Source organism: Rossellomorea marisflavi (genome assembly GCF_009806575.1).
GTDB lineage: Bacteria > Bacillota > Bacilli > Bacillales > Bacillaceae_B > Rossellomorea > Rossellomorea marisflavi_A.
Genome location: NZ_CP047095.1, coordinates 127,983 through 147,645 on the forward strand (window position 1 = coordinate 127,983; position 19,663 = coordinate 147,645).

The 19,663-nt window shown below is 45.1% G+C and carries 23 protein-coding genes; all 23 read left to right on the forward strand.

Annotation, left to right across the window (positions count from 1 at the left end; genetic code table 11):
• Window positions 1–130: 130 nt before the first annotated feature.
• Window positions 131–3,682 carry a DNA-directed RNA polymerase subunit beta gene (gene rpoB / locus D5E69_RS00695; protein ID WP_048007602.1) on the forward strand — a complete coding sequence of 1,184 codons (3,552 nt, stop codon included), beginning with the start codon at window positions 131–133 and terminating at the stop codon, window positions 3,680–3,682.
• 51 nt (window positions 3,683–3,733) lie between these two features.
• On the forward strand, window positions 3,734–7,333 hold the full coding sequence (gene rpoC, locus D5E69_RS00700) for a DNA-directed RNA polymerase subunit beta' (RefSeq protein WP_048007603.1): 3,600 nt from the start codon (window positions 3,734–3,736) through the stop codon (window positions 7,331–7,333).
• 143 nt (window positions 7,334–7,476) lie between these two features.
• Window positions 7,477–7,725, forward strand: a complete 249-nt coding sequence (locus D5E69_RS00705; protein WP_048007647.1) for a 50S ribosomal protein L7ae-like protein — start codon at window positions 7,477–7,479, stop codon at window positions 7,723–7,725.
• Window positions 7,726–7,824: 99 nt separating this feature from the next.
• Window positions 7,825–8,244 (forward strand): 30S ribosomal protein S12, encoded by a 420-nt coding sequence (gene rpsL / locus D5E69_RS00710; protein ID WP_048007604.1) that lies wholly within the window; start codon window positions 7,825–7,827, stop codon window positions 8,242–8,244.
• 42 nt (window positions 8,245–8,286) lie between these two features.
• Window positions 8,287–8,757 carry a 30S ribosomal protein S7 gene (gene rpsG / locus D5E69_RS00715; protein WP_048007605.1) on the forward strand — a complete coding sequence of 157 codons (471 nt, stop codon included), beginning with the start codon at window positions 8,287–8,289 and terminating at the stop codon, window positions 8,755–8,757.
• A 45-nt stretch (window positions 8,758–8,802) separates the two neighbouring features.
• Window positions 8,803–10,881 carry an elongation factor G gene (fusA, locus tag D5E69_RS00720; protein ID WP_048007606.1) on the forward strand — a complete coding sequence of 693 codons (2,079 nt, stop codon included), beginning with the start codon at window positions 8,803–8,805 and terminating at the stop codon, window positions 10,879–10,881.
• A 126-nt stretch (window positions 10,882–11,007) separates the two neighbouring features.
• Window positions 11,008–12,198, forward strand: a complete 1,191-nt coding sequence (gene tuf / locus D5E69_RS00725; RefSeq protein WP_048007607.1) for an elongation factor Tu — start codon at window positions 11,008–11,010, stop codon at window positions 12,196–12,198.
• Between the two features lie 433 nt (window positions 12,199–12,631).
• Window positions 12,632–12,940: a 30S ribosomal protein S10 gene (gene rpsJ / locus D5E69_RS00730; protein ID WP_034676072.1), complete on the forward strand. Its 309-nt coding sequence runs from the start codon at window positions 12,632–12,634 to the stop codon at window positions 12,938–12,940.
• A gap of 34 nt (window positions 12,941–12,974) precedes the next feature.
• Entirely contained in the window at window positions 12,975–13,604 is a 630-nt protein-coding gene (rplC, locus tag D5E69_RS00735) for a 50S ribosomal protein L3 (RefSeq protein ID WP_048007608.1), read from the forward strand.
• Window positions 13,605–13,634: 30 nt separating this feature from the next.
• On the forward strand, window positions 13,635–14,258 hold the full coding sequence (gene rplD, locus D5E69_RS00740) for a 50S ribosomal protein L4 (RefSeq protein WP_048007609.1): 624 nt from the start codon (window positions 13,635–13,637) through the stop codon (window positions 14,256–14,258).
• Window positions 14,258–14,542 (forward strand): 50S ribosomal protein L23, encoded by a 285-nt coding sequence (gene rplW, locus D5E69_RS00745; protein ID WP_048007610.1) that lies wholly within the window; start codon window positions 14,258–14,260, stop codon window positions 14,540–14,542. Before rplD ends, rplW begins: the two co-directional genes overlap by 1 nt.
• Window positions 14,543–14,573: 31 nt before the next feature.
• The gene (gene rplB / locus D5E69_RS00750; protein WP_048007611.1) at window positions 14,574–15,404 is read left to right on the forward strand and encodes a 50S ribosomal protein L2; all 831 of its coding nucleotides are present in this window, start codon (window positions 14,574–14,576) and stop codon (window positions 15,402–15,404) included.
• 60 nt (window positions 15,405–15,464) lie between these two features.
• Complete coding sequence (rpsS, locus tag D5E69_RS00755) at window positions 15,465–15,743, forward strand: 30S ribosomal protein S19 (protein WP_048007612.1); 279 nt, start codon at window positions 15,465–15,467, stop codon at window positions 15,741–15,743.
• A gap of 21 nt (window positions 15,744–15,764) precedes the next feature.
• Window positions 15,765–16,106: a 50S ribosomal protein L22 gene (rplV, locus tag D5E69_RS00760; RefSeq protein ID WP_048007613.1), complete on the forward strand. Its 342-nt coding sequence runs from the start codon at window positions 15,765–15,767 to the stop codon at window positions 16,104–16,106.
• A 3-nt stretch (window positions 16,107–16,109) separates the two neighbouring features.
• Window positions 16,110–16,766 (forward strand): 30S ribosomal protein S3, encoded by a 657-nt coding sequence (rpsC, locus tag D5E69_RS00765; RefSeq protein WP_048007614.1) that lies wholly within the window; start codon window positions 16,110–16,112, stop codon window positions 16,764–16,766.
• Window positions 16,767–16,768: 2 nt separating this feature from the next.
• Entirely contained in the window at window positions 16,769–17,203 is a 435-nt protein-coding gene (rplP, locus tag D5E69_RS00770; protein ID WP_048007615.1) for a 50S ribosomal protein L16, read from the forward strand.
• The gene (gene rpmC, locus D5E69_RS00775; RefSeq protein ID WP_048007616.1) at window positions 17,193–17,393 is read left to right on the forward strand and encodes a 50S ribosomal protein L29; all 201 of its coding nucleotides are present in this window, start codon (window positions 17,193–17,195) and stop codon (window positions 17,391–17,393) included. Before rplP ends, rpmC begins: the two co-directional genes overlap by 11 nt.
• A gap of 21 nt (window positions 17,394–17,414) precedes the next feature.
• Window positions 17,415–17,678, forward strand: a complete 264-nt coding sequence (gene rpsQ / locus D5E69_RS00780; protein ID WP_032085279.1) for a 30S ribosomal protein S17 — start codon at window positions 17,415–17,417, stop codon at window positions 17,676–17,678.
• Window positions 17,679–17,719: 41 nt separating this feature from the next.
• On the forward strand, window positions 17,720–18,088 hold the full coding sequence (gene rplN / locus D5E69_RS00785; protein WP_032085280.1) for a 50S ribosomal protein L14: 369 nt from the start codon (window positions 17,720–17,722) through the stop codon (window positions 18,086–18,088).
• Window positions 18,089–18,125: 37 nt separating this feature from the next.
• Window positions 18,126–18,455 carry a 50S ribosomal protein L24 gene (gene rplX / locus D5E69_RS00790; RefSeq protein ID WP_048007617.1) on the forward strand — a complete coding sequence of 110 codons (330 nt, stop codon included), beginning with the start codon at window positions 18,126–18,128 and terminating at the stop codon, window positions 18,453–18,455.
• A gap of 17 nt (window positions 18,456–18,472) precedes the next feature.
• Window positions 18,473–19,012, forward strand: a complete 540-nt coding sequence (gene rplE / locus D5E69_RS00795) for a 50S ribosomal protein L5 (protein ID WP_048007618.1) — start codon at window positions 18,473–18,475, stop codon at window positions 19,010–19,012.
• Between the two features lie 13 nt (window positions 19,013–19,025).
• Window positions 19,026–19,211, forward strand: coding sequence for a type Z 30S ribosomal protein S14 (locus D5E69_RS00800; protein ID WP_010191505.1), 186 nt, complete (start codon window positions 19,026–19,028; stop codon window positions 19,209–19,211).
• Window positions 19,212–19,241: 30 nt separating this feature from the next.
• Window positions 19,242–19,640 (forward strand): 30S ribosomal protein S8, encoded by a 399-nt coding sequence (gene rpsH / locus D5E69_RS00805; protein WP_048007619.1) that lies wholly within the window; start codon window positions 19,242–19,244, stop codon window positions 19,638–19,640.
• The last annotated feature ends 23 nt before the right edge of the window (window positions 19,641–19,663 follow it).

Sequence of the window (19,663 nt, forward strand, 5' to 3'; positions counted from 1 at the left end):
AATAATAGTTCGTCATATGAAAATGAGGTTTTATCATTAAAACCCTTTTTCTTTTTGTCTTATGTAGACTTGCATGACTGCACAAAGGCATATAGAACAACCAAAACGCTTGATTTGAGGGGTGAATCAGTTGACAGGTCAACTAGTTCAGTATGGACGACACCGCCAACGCAGAAGTTTTGCGCGTATCAGTGAAGTTTTAGAATTACCGAATCTAATCGAAATTCAGACTTCCTCGTATCAATGGTTTCTTGATGAGGGGTTAAGAGAGATGTTCCGCGACATTTCTCCGATTGAGGACTTTACTGGTAATCTTTCTTTGGAATTCATTGATTACAGCCTTGGAGATCCAAAGTACTCGGTGGAAGAATCAAAGGAGAGGGATGTAACATACTCTGCTCCGTTAAGGGTGAAAGTCCGTCTTGTTAATAAGGAAACTGGAGAAGTAAAGGATCAAGACGTATTTATGGGTGATTTCCCACTGATGACAGACACAGGAACTTTCGTCATCAATGGTGCGGAACGTGTTATCGTTTCTCAGCTCGTCCGTTCTCCAAGTGTCTACTTCAGCGAAAAAGTAGATAAGAACGGGAAGAAAGGGTTCACTGCTACCGTTATACCAAACCGCGGAGCTTGGCTTGAGTATGAGACAGATGCGAAAGATGTAGTATATGTGCGAATTGACAGAACTCGCAAACTGCCGGTAACGGTTCTTTTACGTGCCCTTGGGTTTGGCTCTGATCAAGAAATCATCGATCTGATCGGTGACAATGAGTACATCCGCAACACGCTTGAAAAAGACAATACAGAAGGCATCGATAAAGCATTGCTCGAAATCTATGAGCGCCTCCGTCCTGGAGAGCCGCCAACGGTAGAGAATGCGAAAAGCCTTCTCGTTTCACGTTTCTTCGATCCTAAGCGCTATGACTTAGCGAACGTTGGACGCTATAAAATGAACAAAAAGCTTCATATCAAAAACCGTCTATTCAACCAGACCCTGGCCGAGACTCTTGCAGACCCGGAAACAGGTGAAATCCTGGCTGAAAAAGGAACAGTCCTTGACCGCCGTGCCCTCGATAAGATCATTCCTTATCTTGAAGAAGGCATCGGTTTCAAGACGTACCAGCAAAACGGCGGTGTACTTGATGATGATATCCTTCTTCAATCGGTGAAGATTTATTCCCCGAACGATGAAGGTGAGCATGAAATCACTGTTACGAGCAACGCTTACGTAGAAGAAGAGATCAAATACATCACGCCGGCAGATATCATTTCTTCCATCTCGTATTTCTTCAACCTTCTTCACGGAGTAGGATTGACGGATGATATCGATCACCTCGGTAACCGTCGTCTCCGTTCAGTAGGTGAATTGCTTCAGAACCAATTCCGTATCGGTCTTTCCCGTATGGAGCGTGTGGTTCGCGAAAGGATGTCCATCCAGGATACGAATACGATCACGCCTCAACAGCTGATCAATATCCGTCCTGTTATTGCATCCATTAAAGAGTTCTTCGGTAGCTCTCAGCTTTCCCAGTTCATGGACCAAACGAACCCGCTTGGTGAATTGACGCACAAACGTCGTCTATCTGCCCTCGGGCCTGGTGGTTTGACCCGTGAACGTGCAGGCTTTGAAGTACGTGACGTTCACTATTCCCACTACGGGCGTATGTGTCCGATCGAAACGCCGGAGGGTCCGAATATCGGACTGATCAACTCACTTTCATCCTTTGCGAAAGTGAATAAGTTCGGCTTTATCGAAACACCTTACCGTCGTGTCGACCCTGAAACAGGCAAAGTGACCGATCGCATCGATTACTTGACTGCCGATGAGGAAGATAACTATGTAGTCGCACAGGCCAATGCGCGCCTTGACGAAGACGGATCTTTCCTTGATGAAGAAGTCATCTCCCGTTTCCGCGGTGAGAATACGGTCATCAAGCGTGAGCGTCTAGACTACATGGACGTATCTCCGAAACAGGTTGTTTCAGCTGCGACAGCATGTATCCCGTTCCTTGAGAACGATGACTCCAACCGTGCCCTGATGGGAGCGAACATGCAGCGTCAAGCGGTACCTCTTATGAATCCGGAATCACCGATCGTCGGAACAGGTATGGAACACGTATCTGCCAAAGACTCAGGTGCTGCCGTGATCTGTAAGCATGAAGGGATCGTAGAGAAGGTCGAAGCGAAACAGGTTTGGGTTCGCCGCGTGAAAGAAATTGACGGTCAAGAAGTACAAGGTGACCTCGATAAGTACCGCATGCAAAAATTCATCCGTTCCAACCAAGGAACTTGTTATAACCAACGTCCGATCGTCTCTGAAGGGGACCGCGTAGTCAAAGGAGAGATCCTAGCTGACGGACCTTCCATGGAGAAGGGTGAATTGGCCCTTGGACGAAATGTTATGGTCGGCTTCATGACTTGGGATGGTTACAACTATGAAGATGCCATCATCATGAGCGAACGTCTTGTGAAAGACGATGTCTATACATCCATTCATATCGAGGAATATGAATCAGAGTCCCGTGATACGAAATTGGGACCTGAAGAAATCACCCGCGATATTCCGAACGTCGGGGAAGATGCACTGCGCAACCTTGACGAGCGCGGAATCATCCGCATCGGTGCAGAAGTAAAAGACGGTGATCTACTGGTCGGTAAGGTAACGCCTAAAGGTGTGACCGAGCTTACAGCAGAAGAACGTCTTCTACATGCCATCTTCGGTGAGAAGGCACGTGAAGTCCGTGATACATCCCTCCGTGTACCACACGGCGGCGGCGGTATCATCCTTGACGTGAAAGTCTTCAACCGTGAAGATGGAGATGAACTGCCACCAGGAGTGAACCAGCTGGTCCGCGTTTACATCGTTCAGAAACGTAAGATTTCTGAAGGGGATAAAATGGCCGGTCGTCACGGTAACAAAGGGGTTATCTCCCGGATCCTTCCGGAAGAAGATATGCCGTTCTTGCCTGACGGAACTCCGATCGATATCATGCTTAACCCTCTAGGGGTACCATCACGTATGAATATCGGACAGGTGCTTGAGCTTCACCTTGGTATGGCAGCGAGATACCTGGGCATCCACGTCGCTTCTCCAGTATTCGATGGAGCGCGCGAGGAAGATGTGTGGGCTACAATCGAAGAAGCCGGAATGGCACGCGATGCCAAGACGGTCCTCTACGACGGCCGCACAGGTGAACCGTTCGATAACCGTGTATCAGTCGGGATCATGTACATGATCAAACTGGCTCACATGGTCGACGATAAACTGCATGCCCGTTCAACTGGTCCTTACTCACTTGTTACCCAGCAGCCACTTGGTGGTAAAGCACAATTCGGTGGGCAACGTTTCGGTGAGATGGAGGTATGGGCACTTGAAGCTTACGGTGCTGCATACACGCTACAAGAAATCCTTACCGTTAAATCGGATGACGTGGTCGGTCGTGTGAAAACATACGAAGCCATCGTCAAAGGTGAAAATGTCCCTGAACCGGGAGTTCCAGAATCATTCAAGGTATTGATCAAAGAGCTTCAGAGTCTGGGTATGGATGTCAAAATCCTTTCAAGTACAGAAGAAGAAATCGAAATGCGCGATCTTGAAGATGAAGAGGACGGTCAGCAAGCCGATACACTCAACATCTCCAATGAACAACAGTCCGAGACAGTAGGGTCCAAAGAATAAATTTTGAGCAATAAGGGTTAGAGCCTGTAGATTAAAAGGGAGGTAGGCCCCTTGCTAGATGTGAATAATTTCGAATATATGAAGATTGGTTTAGCTTCCCCCGATAAGATCCGTTCGTGGTCTTTCGGGGAGGTTAAAAAACCTGAAACGATCAACTATCGTACATTAAAACCAGAAAAAGACGGCTTGTTCTGCGAGCGTATCTTCGGTCCTACGAAGGACTGGGAATGTCACTGTGGTAAATACAAGCGCGTCCGCTATAAAGGTGTAGTATGTGACCGCTGTGGTGTCGAAGTCACAAAAGCGAAAGTGCGCCGTGAGCGCATGGGTCACATAGAACTTGCTGCCCCTGTATCACACATCTGGTACTTCAAAGGAATCCCAAGCCGTATGGGTCTTGTCCTCGACATGTCTCCAAGGGCTTTGGAAGAAGTGATCTACTTCGCATCCTATGTTGTAACAGAACCGGGAGATACGGCTCTTGAGAAGAAGCAATTGCTTTCTGAAAAAGAGTACCGTGCATACCGTGAGAAATACGGTGTGAAATTCCATGCTGCCATGGGAGCTGAAGCAATCAAGAAACTTCTTCAGGATATCGATCTTGATAAAGAAGCCGATTTCCTTAAAGAAGAATTGAAGACTGCACAAGGTCAACGACGCACACGTGCGATCAAACGCCTTGAAGTGGTTGAATCCTTCAGAAGCTCCGGGAATGATCCAGACTGGATGATCCTTGATGTCCTTCCTGTCATCCCTCCGGAACTTCGTCCGATGGTACAGCTTGACGGTGGACGTTTTGCGACATCTGACCTCAATGATCTATACCGTCGTGTCATCAACCGTAACAACCGTCTGAAGCGCTTGTTGGATCTTGGTGCTCCAAGCATCATCGTTCAAAACGAAAAGCGTATGCTTCAAGAAGCTGTTGATGCATTGATCGACAACGGACGCCGCGGCCGTCCGGTAACAGGACCAGGTAACCGTCCATTGAAATCCCTCTCTCACATGTTGAAAGGGAAGCAAGGACGTTTCCGTCAAAACCTTCTTGGTAAGCGTGTTGACTACTCTGGCCGTTCCGTAATCGTCGTAGGTCCTAACTTGAAAATGTACCAATGTGGTCTTCCGAAAGAGATGGCTCTTGAGCTCTTCAAGCCTTTCGTCATGAAAGAACTCGTCGAGCGTGGCCTTGCTCACAACATCAAGAGTGCGAAACGCAAGATCGAACGCGTGCAACCTGAAGTATGGGATGTACTCGAAGGCGTCATCAAGGAGCATCCGGTCCTTCTGAATCGTGCACCGACCCTTCACCGACTCGGTATCCAAGCGTTCGAACCGACTCTTGTCGAAGGTAGAGCGATCCGTCTTCACCCACTCGTATGTACTGCGTACAACGCCGACTTCGATGGTGACCAAATGGCGGTCCACGTACCACTATCTTCTGAAGCACAAGCAGAAGCACGCATGCTCATGCTTGCTGCCCAGAACATCCTGAACCCGAAAGATGGTAAGCCAGTCGTTACACCATCACAGGATATGGTACTAGGTAACTATTATCTAACCCTGGAGCGTGAAGATGCTGTAGGTGAAGGTATGATCTTCAACGATGCCAATGAAGTATTGCTTGCATACCAAAACGGTTTTGCCCATCTTCATACACGTATCGCGATCCATGCCGGAACTCTCAACAACCAAACGTTCACAGATCAACAAAATAAACAGCTGCTCGTCACAACGGTCGGTAAGGTGATCTTCAACGAAATCCTGCCTGATACATTCCCGTTCATCAATGAACCGACGAAGACGAACCTCGAGGTGGCAACACCGGAGAAATACTTCGTTAACCCAGGAACGGATGTAAAAGCACTGTTCAAAGAGCGCGAATTGATCAATCCATTCAAAAAAGGATTCCTTGGGAACATCATCGCTGAAGTATTCAAGAAGTTTGCCATCACCGAAACGTCACGCATGCTTGATAAGATGAAGGACCTAGGGTTCAAATTCTCTACCAAAGCAGGTATCACGGTCGGTATCGCCGATATCGTCGTACTCGCTGAAAAAGAGGAAATCCTGATTGAAGCTCAAGGTAAAGTAGATAACGTCTTGAAGCAATTCAAACGTGGTCTCATTACCGAAGAGGAAAGATATGATCGCGTCATCTCCATCTGGAGTGCCGCTAAAGATACGATCCAAGGTAAATTGATGGCTACGTTGGATAAACGCAACCCGATCTTCATGATGAGTGACTCCGGTGCCCGTGGTAACGCATCTAACTTCACTCAGCTTGCCGGTATGCGCGGACTCATGGCCAACCCGGCTGGACGTATCATCGAATTGCCGATCAAATCAAGTTTCCGTGAAGGTCTGACGGTACTTGAATACTTCATCTCCACTCACGGTGCCCGTAAAGGTCTTGCCGATACAGCCCTGAAAACAGCCGACTCAGGTTACCTGACCCGTCGTCTGGTTGACGTGGCACAAGATGTCATCGTACGTGAAGAAGACTGTGGAACAGACAGAGGACTCCTTGTCGGATCCATCAAAGAGGGTACAGAGATCATCGAACCTCTTGAAGAACGTCTGCTCGGTCGTTACTCACGTAAGACACTCCGTCACCCTGAGACAGATGAAATCCTTGTGAACGAAAATCAATTGATCACCGAAGATCTGGCTAAAACCATTGTTGATGCAGGTATCGAGCATGTGTCCATCCGTTCTGCCTTCACATGTAACACCCGTCACGGTGTATGTGAAAAATGTTACGGTACGAACCTTGCAACCGGTCAAAAAGTGGAAGTCGGGGAAGCAGTCGGTATCATCGCCGCTCAATCAATCGGGGAACCAGGAACGCAGCTTACAATGCGTACGTTCCATACCGGTGGGGTTGCGGGAGACGATATCACACAAGGTCTTCCACGTATCCAGGAAATCTTCGAAGCACGTAACCCGAAAGGTCAAGCGGTCATTTCCGAAATGGATGGTGTCATCACTTCCATCACAGAAGGAAAAGATCGTCAATACGAAATCACTGTACAAGGTGATGTCGAGTCAAGGAACTACACGGCTCCTTACACGGCCCGCCTGAAATTCGCAGTGAACGACCGGGTACTGCGCGGTCAAGAAATCACGGAAGGTTCCATCGATCCGAAGGAACTTCTCAAAGTACGCGATGTCGGTGCCGTACAAGAATACCTATTGCGCGAGGTACAGAAAGTTTACCGTATGCAAGGGGTTGAAATCGGAGATAAGCACGTTGAAGTCATGGTACGTCAAATGCTCCGTAAAGTACGCGTCATCGATGCCGGTGAAACGGAAGTACTCCCTGGTACACTCATGGATATCCATCAGTTCAGGGATGCGAACGAAAGTGCGTTGCTTAACGGCAATACACCTGCAACCGGACGCCCTGTCCTTCTTGGGATCACGAAGGCATCCCTTGAAACGGATTCCTTCTTGTCAGCAGCTTCGTTCCAGGAAACAACCCGCGTGTTGACAGACGCCGCAATCAAAGGTAAGCGCGACGAGCTCCTTGGATTGAAGGAAAATGTCATCATCGGTAAGTTGGTTCCAGCCGGAACAGGTATGCAACGTTACCGCAGAGCCGAACAGGTCCTATCTGAAGAAATCTCTGAAGAGACGGTCACTGTCGACTAATAGATTTGGAGCTGACTCCTGGACCGATCGTCCGGGAGTCGGCTTTTATAAATCTTTTTGTTCTGATGTTGACATTAGAATATGAAGATGATAATATATTCAAGGTTGCTCCTATTAATAACCTGTACTTTGGAGGATATGATATGTCTTATGAAAAAGTATCGCAGGCGAAAGATGTTATTGTAGGAACAAAGCAAGCAGTGAAAGCTCTGAAAGCCGGTCAGGTAACCGAAGTAGTCATAGCGGAAGATGCTGATCCGAAAGTGACCGCGAACGTTTTGCAGACCGCAATCGATCTGAACGTACCCTTTACCAAAGTTGATTCGATGAAGAAACTCGGTAAATCGTGCGGGATAGATGTCGGGGCGGCAGCTGTTGCGATAAAACAGTAAAATAGTTTTTGTAGAGATGCTCTGCAAAGGCTTTACTTTTACCCAAAAATGATCCACCTGGATGTGTGGGCTTACCAATTAAGAAGGGAGGAAAACATAATGCCTACTATTAACCAATTAGTTCGCAAACCTCGTCAGTCTAAATCAACAAAATCAAAGTCACCTGCACTTAACAAAGGCTACAATAGCTTCAAAAAAGTGCACACTAACTTGTCTTCTCCACAAAAACGTGGTGTATGTACTCGTGTTGGTACAATGACTCCGAAAAAACCGAACTCCGCATTGCGTAAATATGCACGTGTTCGCTTGACTAACGGAATCGAGGTTACTGCTTACATTCCTGGTATCGGACACAACCTTCAAGAGCACAGTGTCGTGCTTATCCGTGGAGGACGTGTAAAAGATTTACCAGGGGTACGTTATCACATCGTACGTGGTGCTCTTGATACAGCTGGTGTTGACGGTCGTATGCAAGGACGTTCTAAATACGGAACTAAGCGCCCTAAAGCTAAAAAATAATAAAACTACCATATTCATTTCTCGTTGAAAGGAGGAAATCCCATGCCACGTAAAGGCCCTGTAGCAAAAAGAGACGTTTTACCTGATCCGATTTACAATTCTAAATTGGTTACTCGTCTGATCAACAAAATCATGATCGACGGTAAGCGCGGTAAAGCACAAAAGAAACTATACGCAGCGTTTGATCTAATCGCAGAACGCAGCGGTAAAGATGCAATGGAAGTATTCGATGCAGCTTTGAAAAATATCATGCCGGTATTGGAAGTAAAAGCTCGTCGTGTAGGTGGTTCAAACTACCAAGTTCCTGTTGAGGTTCGTCCGGAGCGTCGTACGACTCTTGGACTTCGCTGGTTAGTTAACTATTCCCGTTCTCGCGGTGAGAAAACGATGGAAGAGCGCCTAGCTAACGAAATCCTTGATGCAGCTAACAACACTGGTGCTTCTGTTAAGAAGCGTGAAGATACACATAAGATGGCTGAAGCGAACAAAGCGTTTGCTCACTATCGCTGGTAATCCGACCAACACATTAATTCTTATATTAGGAAGGAGAAAGACCACATGGCAAGAGAGTTCTCCTTAGAAAACACTCGTAATATCGGTATCATGGCTCACATCGATGCCGGTAAAACAACTGCTACTGAGCGTATCCTATTTTATACTGGTCGTATCCATAAAATTGGAGAAACTCACGAAGGTGCTTCTCAAATGGACTGGATGGAGCAGGAGCAAGAGCGTGGAATCACGATCACATCTGCTGCGACAACAGCTCAATGGAAAGGCCATCGTATCAACATCATCGATACACCGGGACACGTAGACTTCACTGTTGAAGTTGAGCGTTCACTTCGTGTACTTGATGGTGCTGTAGCAGTACTTGATGCTCAATCTGGTGTTGAGCCTCAAACTGAGACAGTTTGGCGCCAGGCTACTACTTACGGGGTTCCTCGTGTAGTATTCGTCAACAAGATGGACAAAATCGGTGCTGACTTCCTTTACTCTGTAGGAACACTTCACGATCGTCTTGGTGCAAATGCTCATCCTATCCAGCTTCCTATCGGTGCTGAGGATGACTTCGAAGGAATCATCGACCTGGTGGAAATGAAAGCTTACTACTACGAAGATGATCTTGGTACACGCGCTGAAGACCGTGAAATTCCTGATGAGTACAAAGATCAAGCAGAAGAATACCGCGGCAAGTTGATTGAAGCTGTATCTGAACTTGATGAAGAGCTCATGATGAAATACCTTGAAGGTGAAGAACTGACAAACGAAGAATTGAAAACAGCGATCCGTAACGCTACGCTAACTGTTGAATTCTATCCGGTTGTCTGCGGATCTGCCTTCAAAAACAAAGGTGTTCAATTGTTGATTGACGCCGTTATCGATTACCTTCCAGCTCCTACTGATGTAGCTGACATCAAAGGTTTCGTTCCAGATACTGAAGAAGAAGTGACTCGTCCATCAAGCGACGAAGCACCATTCTCAGCACTAGCGTTCAAAGTAGCAACTGACCCTTATGTTGGTAAGCTTACTTTCTTCCGTGTTTACTCTGGTGTCCTTGAGTCAGGTTCATACGTACGAAATTCTTCTAAAGGCAAGCGTGAGCGTGTAGGACGTATCCTTCAAATGCACGCTAACAGCCGTGAAGAAATTTCTAAAGTATATGCTGGGGATATCGCAGCTGCAGTTGGTCTTAAAGATACTAGTACTGGTGATACACTATGTGACGAGAAGAGCCTTGTTATCCTCGAGTCCATGGTATTCCCAGAGCCAGTTATCTCCCTATCTGTTGAGCCTAAGTCAAAGGCTGACCAAGATAAGATGACTACTGCACTTCAAAAACTACAAGAGGAAGATCCGACATTCCGTGCGCATACTGACCAGGAAACTGGACAAGTTATCATCGCCGGTATGGGTGAGCTTCACTTGGACATCATCGTTGACCGTATGCGTCGCGAGTTCAAAGTAGAAGCAAACGTAGGTGCTCCTCAAGTATCTTACCGTGAAACGTTCCGCGATACAGCGCGCGTTGAAGGTAAGTTCGCACGTCAATCTGGTGGACGCGGTCAATTCGGACACGTTTGGATCGAGTTTGCACCTAACGAAGAAGGTAAAGGATTCGAATTCGAGAACGGAATCGTCGGTGGTGTTGTTCCACGTGAATACATCCCTGCAGTTCAAGCTGGTCTTGAAGACGCTCTTGAAAACGGAGTACTTGCCGGATTCCCATTGGTTGATGTTAAAGCGAAACTATTCGACGGTTCATACCATGACGTTGACTCCTCTGAAATGGCGTTCAAAATCGCTGCTTCAATGGCCCTTAAGAATGCTGCTTCTAAATGTAAGCCGGTCATCCTTGAGCCAATGATGAAGGTAGAGGTTGTTATCCCTGAGGAATACCTTGGAGATATCATGGGTGACGTTACTTCCCGTCGTGGACGCGTAGAAGGTATGGAAGCACGCGGTAACGCTCAAGTCGTTAAAGCGTTCGTACCTCTATCAGAAATGTTTGGTTATGCAACGTCCCTACGTTCTAATACACAAGGGCGCGGAACATACTCCATGCACTTCGACCACTACGAAGAAGTACCGAAGTCAATCTCTGAAGAGATCATCAAAAAAAATAAAGGCGAATAATTGATTTATTCTTTTCAATAAAGTATAAATACAATTGTAAGCTTTACTTGTCCCGGGAGTGGAGTAATCCACTTCTGGACTAAATGAATAAACTAATTTTCTTTCAAATTAAAGGAGGATTTTCAAATGGGTAAGGAAAAATTTGATCGTTCCAAGCAACATGCGAATATCGGTACAATCGGTCACGTTGACCATGGTAAAACAACTCTAACTGCTGCAATCACAACTACTCTTCACAAGAAGTATGGTCGTGGAACTGCAATGGCTTATGACCAAATCGATGGTGCTCCAGAAGAAAGAGAGCGTGGAATCACAATCTCTACAGCACACGTTGAGTACGAAACTGATACTCGTCACTATGCACACGTTGACTGCCCAGGACATGCTGACTACGTTAAAAACATGATCACTGGTGCTGCTCAAATGGATGGTGGGATCCTAGTAGTATCTGCTGCTGACGGCCCAATGCCACAAACTCGTGAGCACATCCTTCTTTCTCGTCAAGTAGGTGTACCTTACCTTGTTGTATTCATGAACAAATGTGACATGGTAGATGACGAAGAACTTCTTGAACTAGTTGAAATGGAAGTTCGTGACCTTCTTTCTGAGTATGACTTCCCTGGTGATGACATTCCAGTAATCAAAGGTTCTGCTCTTAAAGCTCTTGAAGGAGATGCTGAGTGGGAAGCTAAAATCTTCGAACTTATGGAAGCTGTAGATTCTTACATCCCAACTCCAGAGCGTGACACTGAAAAACCATTCATGATGCCAGTTGAGGACGTATTCTCAATCACTGGTCGTGGTACAGTTGCTACTGGACGTGTTGAGCGTGGACAAGTTAAAGTCGGTGACGAAGTTGAAATCATCGGTATTGCTGAAGAGAACAAAAAGACTACTGTAACAGGTGTTGAAATGTTCCGTAAGCTTCTTGACTATGCTGAAGCTGGTGACAACATCGGTGCCCTTCTTCGTGGTGTAGCACGTGAAGACATCCAACGTGGACAAGTACTTGCTAAACCAGGTACAATCACTCCACACACTAACTTCAAAGCTGAAGTTTATGTTCTTTCAAAAGAAGAGGGTGGACGTCACACTCCATTCTTCTCTAACTACCGCCCACAGTTCTACTTCCGTACAACTGACGTAACTGGTATCTGTAATCTTCCTGAAGGCGTAGAAATGGTTATGCCTGGCGACAACATCGAAATGACTGTTGAGCTAATCGCGCCAATCGCGATCGAAGAAGGTACTAAGTTCTCTATCCGTGAGGGTGGACGTACAGTTGGAGCTGGCGTTGTAGCTTCAATCCAAAAATAATTGATTTACCCAAAGCCAGATGGACTTGATCCATCTGGCTTTTTTTGTTTGTCTTGAAACGAAACACTCATACACCATGAGCGTTTCTTCTATATTAAAGCTCAATGGTGAAAAAGAAGGGTGAACGACATACGATTCACTCATCGAATCAATAAAGCAATATACAGATCGGTCTTTAAATATTGTGAAAATATCGTGCGCACTTGAAAACATCAGGAATCGTTTGTATAATAGAGAAAGTGTGCAAAACCTATAGAAGTTGCAAGAAACCCTTGCGTTCCGTGGGTATTTTAGTTATAATAGACAATGTTGGTCTTTGACTGCGATGAAACAGAAGGTTGCTGACACACCCGGCCGCTTTGCCATGGCGAGTGTGTGGGAAATTTCTGTGGAGAATGTCTATTCAAAAATAGGCGAAAAAGGAGGGAAAATAATGGCAAAACAAAAGATTCGTATCCGTTTGAAGGCTTATGATCACAGGATTCTTGATCAATCAGCTGAGAAGATTGTTGAAACAGCAAAACGTTCTGGTGCGGCGGTTTCTGGACCGATCCCACTTCCAACAGAGAAGTCTATTTACACAATTCTTCGTGCTGTGCACAAATACAAGGACTCTCGTGAGCAATTCGAAATGCGTACACACAAACGCTTAATCGACATTGTAAACCCAACACCACAAACAGTTGATGCGCTTATGCGTTTGGACTTACCGTCTGGTGTAGATATCGAAATCAAACTTTAAAACATAAAACACATAATCACAGGAGGTGTGACTAATGACCAAAGGAATCTTAGGAAGAAAGATCGGTATGACTCAAGTTTTCGCTGAGAACGGTGATCTTATCCCTGTAACGGTAATCGAGGCAGCTCAAAACGTTGTTCTTCAAAAGAAATCTATCGAAGTTGATGGCTATGAAGCGATCCAAGTAGGTTTTGAAGACAAACGTGAAAAGCTTTCTAACAAGCCGGAAAAGGGCCACGTTGCTAAAGCTGAAACTGCTCCTAAGCGCTTCATCCGTGAAATCCGCGGTGTAAACGTAGAAGAGTACGAAGTTGGTCAGGAAGTCAAAGTTGATATTTTCGCTGCAGGAGATGTAGTGGACGTAACAGGAGTTTCAAAAGGTAAAGGATTCCAAGGTGCGATCAAGCGTCATAACCAATCTCGTGGACCAATGTCCCACGGTAGCCGTTATCACCGTCGCCCAGGTTCAATGGGTCCAGTTGATCCAAACCGCGTATTCAAAGGTAAATTGCTACCAGGACGTATGGGTGGAGAACAAATCACGATTCAAAACCTTGAAATCGTAAAAGTAGATGCTGAGCGCAACTTGCTTCTAGTGAAAGGTAATGTACCTGGACCTAAGAAACAATTGATCAAAGTAAAATCTGCTGTAAAAGCAAACTAATAGAACTTTCTAAGAAAGGAGGAAACAAGAATGCCGAAAGTAGCATTATTTAACCAAAGCGGTTCTAAAGTTGGTGATATCGAACTTAACGAATCAGTATTTGGTATTGAACCAAACAAACAAGTATTGTTTGAAGCAGTCTTGATGCAAAGAGCTTCTTTACGTCAAGGTAATCACAAAGTAAAAAATCGTTCTGAAGTACGTGGCGGTGGTCGTAAGCCTTGGCGTCAAAAAGGAACAGGTCGTGCTCGTCAAGGGTCAATCCGTTCTCCACAATGGCGCGGTGGTGGTACCGTATTTGGACCGGTTCCACGCAGCTACAGCTACAAGCTTCCTAAGAAGGTTCGTCGCTTAGCGATTAAATCTGCTCTTTCTACTAAAGTGGTAGAAGAAAACATCCTAGTGTTGGAAGCATTGTCTTTCGATGCACCAAAAACGAAAGAATTTGCAAGCGTATTGAAAGGTCTTTCAATCAACTCCAAAACATTGGTAGTGACTGACGGTCTTGACGAAAACGTAGCACTTTCAGCTCGTAACATCCCTGGAGTAACAGTTGTTACTGCTTCTGGAATCAGCGTTCTAGATGTATTGGGACACGACAAACTAGTGATGACTAAATCAGCTGTTGAAAAAGTAGAGGAGGTGCTCGCATAATGGATGCACGTGATATCATTAAGCGCCCCGTAATTACAGAGGCTTCAACTGATCTTATGTCTGAGAAAAAATATACTTTCGAAGTAGATACTAGAGCGACTAAAACTCAAGTAAAATACGCTGTCGAAGAAATCTTCGATGTGAAAGTAGATAAAGTCAACATCATGAACTACAAAGGTAAGTTCAAGCGTATGGGTAAACACGCTGGTTACACTAACAAGCGTCGTAAAGCTGTCGTTAAACTTACAACTGAAAGCAACGAAATCGAATTCTTTGAAGTATAATTCATTCAATTAAGAAGAGGAGGGAAAAAACATGGCGATTAAAAAGTATAAACCTACCTCTAATGGTCGTCGCGGCATGACTAGCTCTGATTTCGCAGAGATCACTACTGATTCTCCCGAAAAATCACTTCTAGCGCCCCTGCACAAAAAGGGTGGTCGTAACAACCAAGGTAAGTTAACAGTTCGTCATCAAGGCGGCGGTCACAAGCGTCAATACCGTATCATCGACTTCAAACGTGAAAAAGATGGTATACCTGGACGCGTTGCTACGATCGAATACGATCCAAACCGCTCTGCTAACATTGCACTAATCAACTACGCTGATGGTGAAAAGCGTTACATCCTGGCTCCTAAAACTTTGGTTGTAGGTATGGAAGTAATGTCTGGACCTGAAGCAGATATCAAAGTGGGTAACGCACTTCCACTTATCAACATCCCTGTTGGTACAATCGTACACAACATCGAGCTTAAACCTGGTAAAGGCGGTCAGCTTGTACGTTCTGCAGGTACTTCTGCACAAGTTCTTGGTAAAGAAGGCAAATACGTACTTGTTCGTTTGAACTCTGGTGAAACTCGCATGATCCTTTCTGCTTGTCGTGCTACTGTAGGTCAAGTTGGAAATGAACAACACGAATTGATCAACATCGGTAAAGCCGGTCGTTCACGCTGGTTAGGCAAGCGCCCAACTGTCCGTGGTTCTGTAATGAACCCTAATGATCACCCACACGGTGGTGGTGAAGGACGCGCTCCTATCGGACGTAAATCACCAATGTCTCCTTGGGGCAAACCGACTCTTGGATACAAAACACGTAAGAAAAACAATAAATCTGATAAATTTATCGTGCGTAGCCGCAAAAAATAACGGGATTGTACTACGGTTCGATCAAAGGGCCGTAGACCAATCACGAAGGGAGGTTCAACCATGGGTCGTAGCTTAAAAAAAGGACCTTTTGTTGATGATCATTTGATTAACAAGATCGAAAAATTGAACGAAACTGAAGGCAAACAAGTTGTTAAAACTTGGTCTCGTCGTTCAACGATTTTCCCAGCATTCATCGGTCACACTATCGCAGTTTACGATGGTCGTAAACATGTACCTGTATACGTCACTGAAGACATGGTAGGTCACAAGCTTGGCGAATTCGCGCCATCTCGTACTTACAAAGGTCACGGTAGTGACGATAAGAAAACAAGACGCTAAAATTGAGGGGAGGGTATCCTAATGCAAGCAAAAGCTGTTGCAAGAACAGTACGTATTGCTCCTCGTAAAGTACGTTTAGTCGTTGATCTAATCCGAGGTAAGCAAGTTGGAGAAGCAGTTGCGATTCTTAATCACACGCCTAAGGCAGCTTCACCAGTAATCGAGAAAGTACTTAAATCTGCTATCGCAAACGCAGAGCATAACTATGACATGGACATCAACAGCCTTGTAGTAACTGAGGCTTATGTAAATGAAGGACCAACGCTTAAACGTTTCCGTCCTCGTGCGATGGGTCGTGCAAGCCAAATCAACAAACGTACAAGTCACATTACACTTGTAGTATCAGAAAAGAAGGAGGGATAAGCTGTGGGTCAAAAAGTACATCCGGTCGGACTCCGTGTCGGTGTAATTCGTGATTGGGAATCTAAATGGTACGCAGATAAAGATTACGCTAATCTATTACACGAAGACATCAAAGTCCGTGAATATATTGCTAAACGCTTAGTAGACGCTTCTGTTTCTAAAGTAGAAATCGAACGCGCTGCAAACCGAATCAACATTACAATTCATACGGCTAAACCAGGTATGGTTATCGGTAAAGGTGGTACTGAAGTTGAAGCTCTTCGTAAAGCACTTAACGAGCTTACTGCTAAACGTGTACACATCAATATCGTTGAAATCAAACGTGCTGACGTTGATGCGAAACTAGTCGCTGAAAACATCGCTCGTCAACTTGAAAACCGTGTTTCTTTCCGTCGTGCTCAAAAGCAAACGATCCAACGTGCTATGCGTGCTGGCGCTAAAGGAATCAAAACTCAAGTATCTGGCCGTCTTGGCGGAGCTGACATCGCTCGTGCTGAACACTACAGTGAAGGTACTGTTCCACTTCATACACTTCGTGCTGACATCGATTATGCTCACGCTGAAGCTGACACAACTTACGGTAAACTTGGTGTTAAAGTATGGATCTACCGTGGAGAAGTTCTTCCTACAAAGAAGAAATCTGAGGAAGGAGGCAAATAATTATGTTATTACCTAAACGCGTTAAACATCGCCGCGAACACCGTGGTAAAATGCGTGGTCGCGCAAAAGGCGGTCAGGAAGTAGCATTCGGTGAATACGGTCTTCAAGCTACTGAAGCTTCATGGATCACAAACCGCCAAATCGAATCCGCTCGTATCGCTATGACTCGTTACATGAAACGTGGCGGTAAAGTTTGGATTAAAATCTTCCCTCATAAGCCTTACACTGCAAAACCTCTAGAAGTACGGATGGGTTCCGGTAAAGGTGCTCCTGAAGGCTGGGTAGCAGTTGTTAAACCTGGGAAAATCATGTTCGAAATCGCTGGTGTTTCTGAAGAGGTTGCTCGTGAAGCACTTCGTCTTGCAGCACACAAGCTTCCAATCAAATGTAAGTTTGTAAAACGAGAAGAAATTGGTGGTGAATCAAATGAAAACTAATGAAATTCGTGACCTAACCACTGCCGAAATTGAACAAAAAGTAAAGACCCTTAAAGAAGAGCTATTCAACCTTCGCTTCCAACTTGCGACTGGCCAACTTGAGAACACTGCTCGTATCAGCCAAGTCCGCAAAGGGATCGCTCGTATGAAAACTGTCATCCGTGAAAGAGAGATCGGGGTTAACAATTAATTTGAGAGGAGGTTTGCTTAAATGAGTGACCGCAACCAACGTAAGGTTTACACTGGCCGTGTTGTTTCCGATAAAATGGACAAAACAGTAACGGTTATGGTAGAGACTTACAAAAAGCATTCTCTATACGGCAAGCGCGTAAAGTACTCTAAGAAGTTCAAAACTCATGATGAGAACAACGAAGCAAAAGTAGGCGACATCGTACGCATCATGGAGACTCGTCCACTATCTGCTACAAAACGTTTCCGTTTAGTAGAAGTTGTTGAGAAAGCAGTTATTATCTAATACAGTTCGGATAGTTTATATTCCGAAGGGAGGTTACCTACATGATTCAACAAGAATCACGTTTGAAAGTTGCTGACAACTCTGGTGCACGTGAAGTGCTAACCATTAAAGTGCTTGGTGGATCTGGACGCAAAACGGCTAACATCGGTGATGTTATCGTGTGTACAGTAAAACAAGCAACACCAGGTGGCGTTGTTAAAAAAGGTGACGTAGTCAAAGCAGTTGTCGTACGTACGAAGTCTGGTGTGCGCCGTCAAGATGGAACATACATCAAGTTCGATGAGAACGCATGTGTGATCATCCGTGACGACAAAGGACCACGTGGTACTCGTATCTTCGGACCAGTTGCCCGTGAACTACGCGACAGCAACTTCATGAAAATTGTTTCTCTAGCTCCAGAAGTTCTTTAATAGATTACCATTGGGCCATTCAAGGAGGTGCGATGAAATGCATGTAAAAAAAGGCGATAAAGTAATGGTTATTACCGGGAAAGACAAAGGCAAAACAGGTGTTGTTCTTGCTGCATTCCCTAAAAAAGACCGTGTACTGGTTGAAGGAATCAACGTTGTGAAAAAACACGCGAAACCTTCACAGATGAACCCACAAGGTGGAATCATCAGTCAGGAAGCTTCTGTTCACGTATCGAACGTTATGATCTTGGATCCTAAGACGAACGAACCGACTCGTGTAGGCTACAAAACAGAAGACGGCAAAAAAGTACGTGTTGCAAAAAAATCAGGTGAAGTTCTTCCACTTAACAACGATAAAGATAACTAAGAAGGGAGGTATTCTGTATGAACCGCCTAAAAGAAAAATTCCAAAAAGAAATCAGCCCGGCTTTAGTAAGCAAGTTCAATTACAAATCTGTAATGGAAGTGCCTAAAGTTGAGAAGATCGTTGTCAACATGGGTGTCGGCGATGCTGTACAAAACTCAAAATCTCTTGACGTAGCAGTTGATGAGTTGATGCAAATCACTGGTCAAAAACCAGTTGTAACAAAAGCTAAAAAATCAATCGCAGGTTTCCGTCTTCGTGAAGGTATGCCAATCGGTGCGAAAGTAACTCTTCGCGGTGAGCGTATGTACCAATTCCTAGACAAATTGATTTCTGTTTCACTTCCACGTGTACGTGACTTCCGTGGTGTTTCTAAAAAAGCATTCGACGGTCGCGGTAACTACACTCTTGGAGTTAAAGAGCAATTGATTTTCCCTGAGATCGATTATGATAAAGTGTCTAAAGTACGCGGTATGGATATCGTTATCGTAACTACTGCAAACACAGACGAAGAAGCTCGTGAATTATTGACACAAATCGGAATGCCATTCCAAAAGTAAGGGAGGCGAAATCGTGGCTAAAAAATCAATGATTGCGAAACAAAAACGTACTCCAAAGCATAATGTTCAAGCGTACACACGTTGTGAGCGTTGCGGACGTCCTCATTCAGTCATCCGTAAATTCAAGCTTTGCCGTATTTGTTTCCGTGAACTTGCATACAAGGGTCAGATTCCTGGCGTTAAGAAAGCTAGTTGGTAAAACCCTATATTGGGAAGGAGGTAAATTATTATGACAATGACAGATCCAATTGCAGATTTGCTTACTCGCATCCGTAATGCGAACATGGTTCGTCACGAAAGACTAGAAGTTCCTGCTTCTAACATCAAGAAAGAAATCGCTGAAATCCTTAAACGTGAAGGTTTCGTACGTGATGTAGAATACGTGGAAGACAACAAACAAGGTCTTATCCGTATCTTCTTGAAATACGGAAGCAACAACGAACGTGTTATCACTGGATTGAAGCGTATCTCTAAACCTGGTTTACGTGTATATGCAAAATCTACAGAAGTACCTAAAGTTCTTAACGGACTAGGTATCGCGCTTGTATCAACTTCTCAAGGTGTCTTGACTGACAAAGAAGCCCGCGCTAAACAAGTTGGCGGAGAAGTACTAGCTTACGTTTGGTAATATTTTTTAAACGAATGGAGGTG

Excerpts from the sequence above, each read along its gene's own strand:
- D5E69_RS00705 (WP_048007647.1), top strand. The coding sequence starts at position 7,477 with ATGTCTTATGAAAAAGTATCGCAGGCGAAAGATGTTATTGTAGGAACA.
- rpsL (WP_048007604.1), top strand. The coding sequence starts at position 7,825 with ATGCCTACTATTAACCAATTAGTTCGCAAACCTCGTCAGTCTAAATCA.
- rpsG (WP_048007605.1), top strand. The coding sequence starts at position 8,287 with ATGCCACGTAAAGGCCCTGTAGCAAAAAGAGACGTTTTACCTGATCCG.
- fusA (WP_048007606.1), top strand. The coding sequence starts at position 8,803 with ATGGCAAGAGAGTTCTCCTTAGAAAACACTCGTAATATCGGTATCATG.
- tuf (WP_048007607.1), top strand. The coding sequence starts at position 11,008 with ATGGGTAAGGAAAAATTTGATCGTTCCAAGCAACATGCGAATATCGGT.
- rpsJ (WP_034676072.1), top strand. The coding sequence starts at position 12,632 with ATGGCAAAACAAAAGATTCGTATCCGTTTGAAGGCTTATGATCACAGG.
- rplC (WP_048007608.1), top strand. The coding sequence starts at position 12,975 with ATGACCAAAGGAATCTTAGGAAGAAAGATCGGTATGACTCAAGTTTTC.
- rplD (WP_048007609.1), top strand. The coding sequence starts at position 13,635 with ATGCCGAAAGTAGCATTATTTAACCAAAGCGGTTCTAAAGTTGGTGAT.
- rplW (WP_048007610.1), top strand. The coding sequence starts at position 14,258 with ATGGATGCACGTGATATCATTAAGCGCCCCGTAATTACAGAGGCTTCA.
- rplB (WP_048007611.1), top strand. The coding sequence starts at position 14,574 with ATGGCGATTAAAAAGTATAAACCTACCTCTAATGGTCGTCGCGGCATG.
- rpsS (WP_048007612.1), top strand. The coding sequence starts at position 15,465 with ATGGGTCGTAGCTTAAAAAAAGGACCTTTTGTTGATGATCATTTGATT.
- rplV (WP_048007613.1), top strand. The coding sequence starts at position 15,765 with ATGCAAGCAAAAGCTGTTGCAAGAACAGTACGTATTGCTCCTCGTAAA.
- rplP (WP_048007615.1), top strand. The coding sequence starts at position 16,769 with ATGTTATTACCTAAACGCGTTAAACATCGCCGCGAACACCGTGGTAAA.
- rpmC (WP_048007616.1), top strand. The coding sequence starts at position 17,193 with ATGAAAACTAATGAAATTCGTGACCTAACCACTGCCGAAATTGAACAA.
- rpsQ (WP_032085279.1), top strand. The coding sequence starts at position 17,415 with ATGAGTGACCGCAACCAACGTAAGGTTTACACTGGCCGTGTTGTTTCC.
- rplN (WP_032085280.1), top strand. The coding sequence starts at position 17,720 with ATGATTCAACAAGAATCACGTTTGAAAGTTGCTGACAACTCTGGTGCA.
- rplX (WP_048007617.1), top strand. The coding sequence starts at position 18,126 with ATGCATGTAAAAAAAGGCGATAAAGTAATGGTTATTACCGGGAAAGAC.
- rplE (WP_048007618.1), top strand. The coding sequence starts at position 18,473 with ATGAACCGCCTAAAAGAAAAATTCCAAAAAGAAATCAGCCCGGCTTTA.
- rpsH (WP_048007619.1), top strand. The coding sequence starts at position 19,242 with ATGACAATGACAGATCCAATTGCAGATTTGCTTACTCGCATCCGTAAT.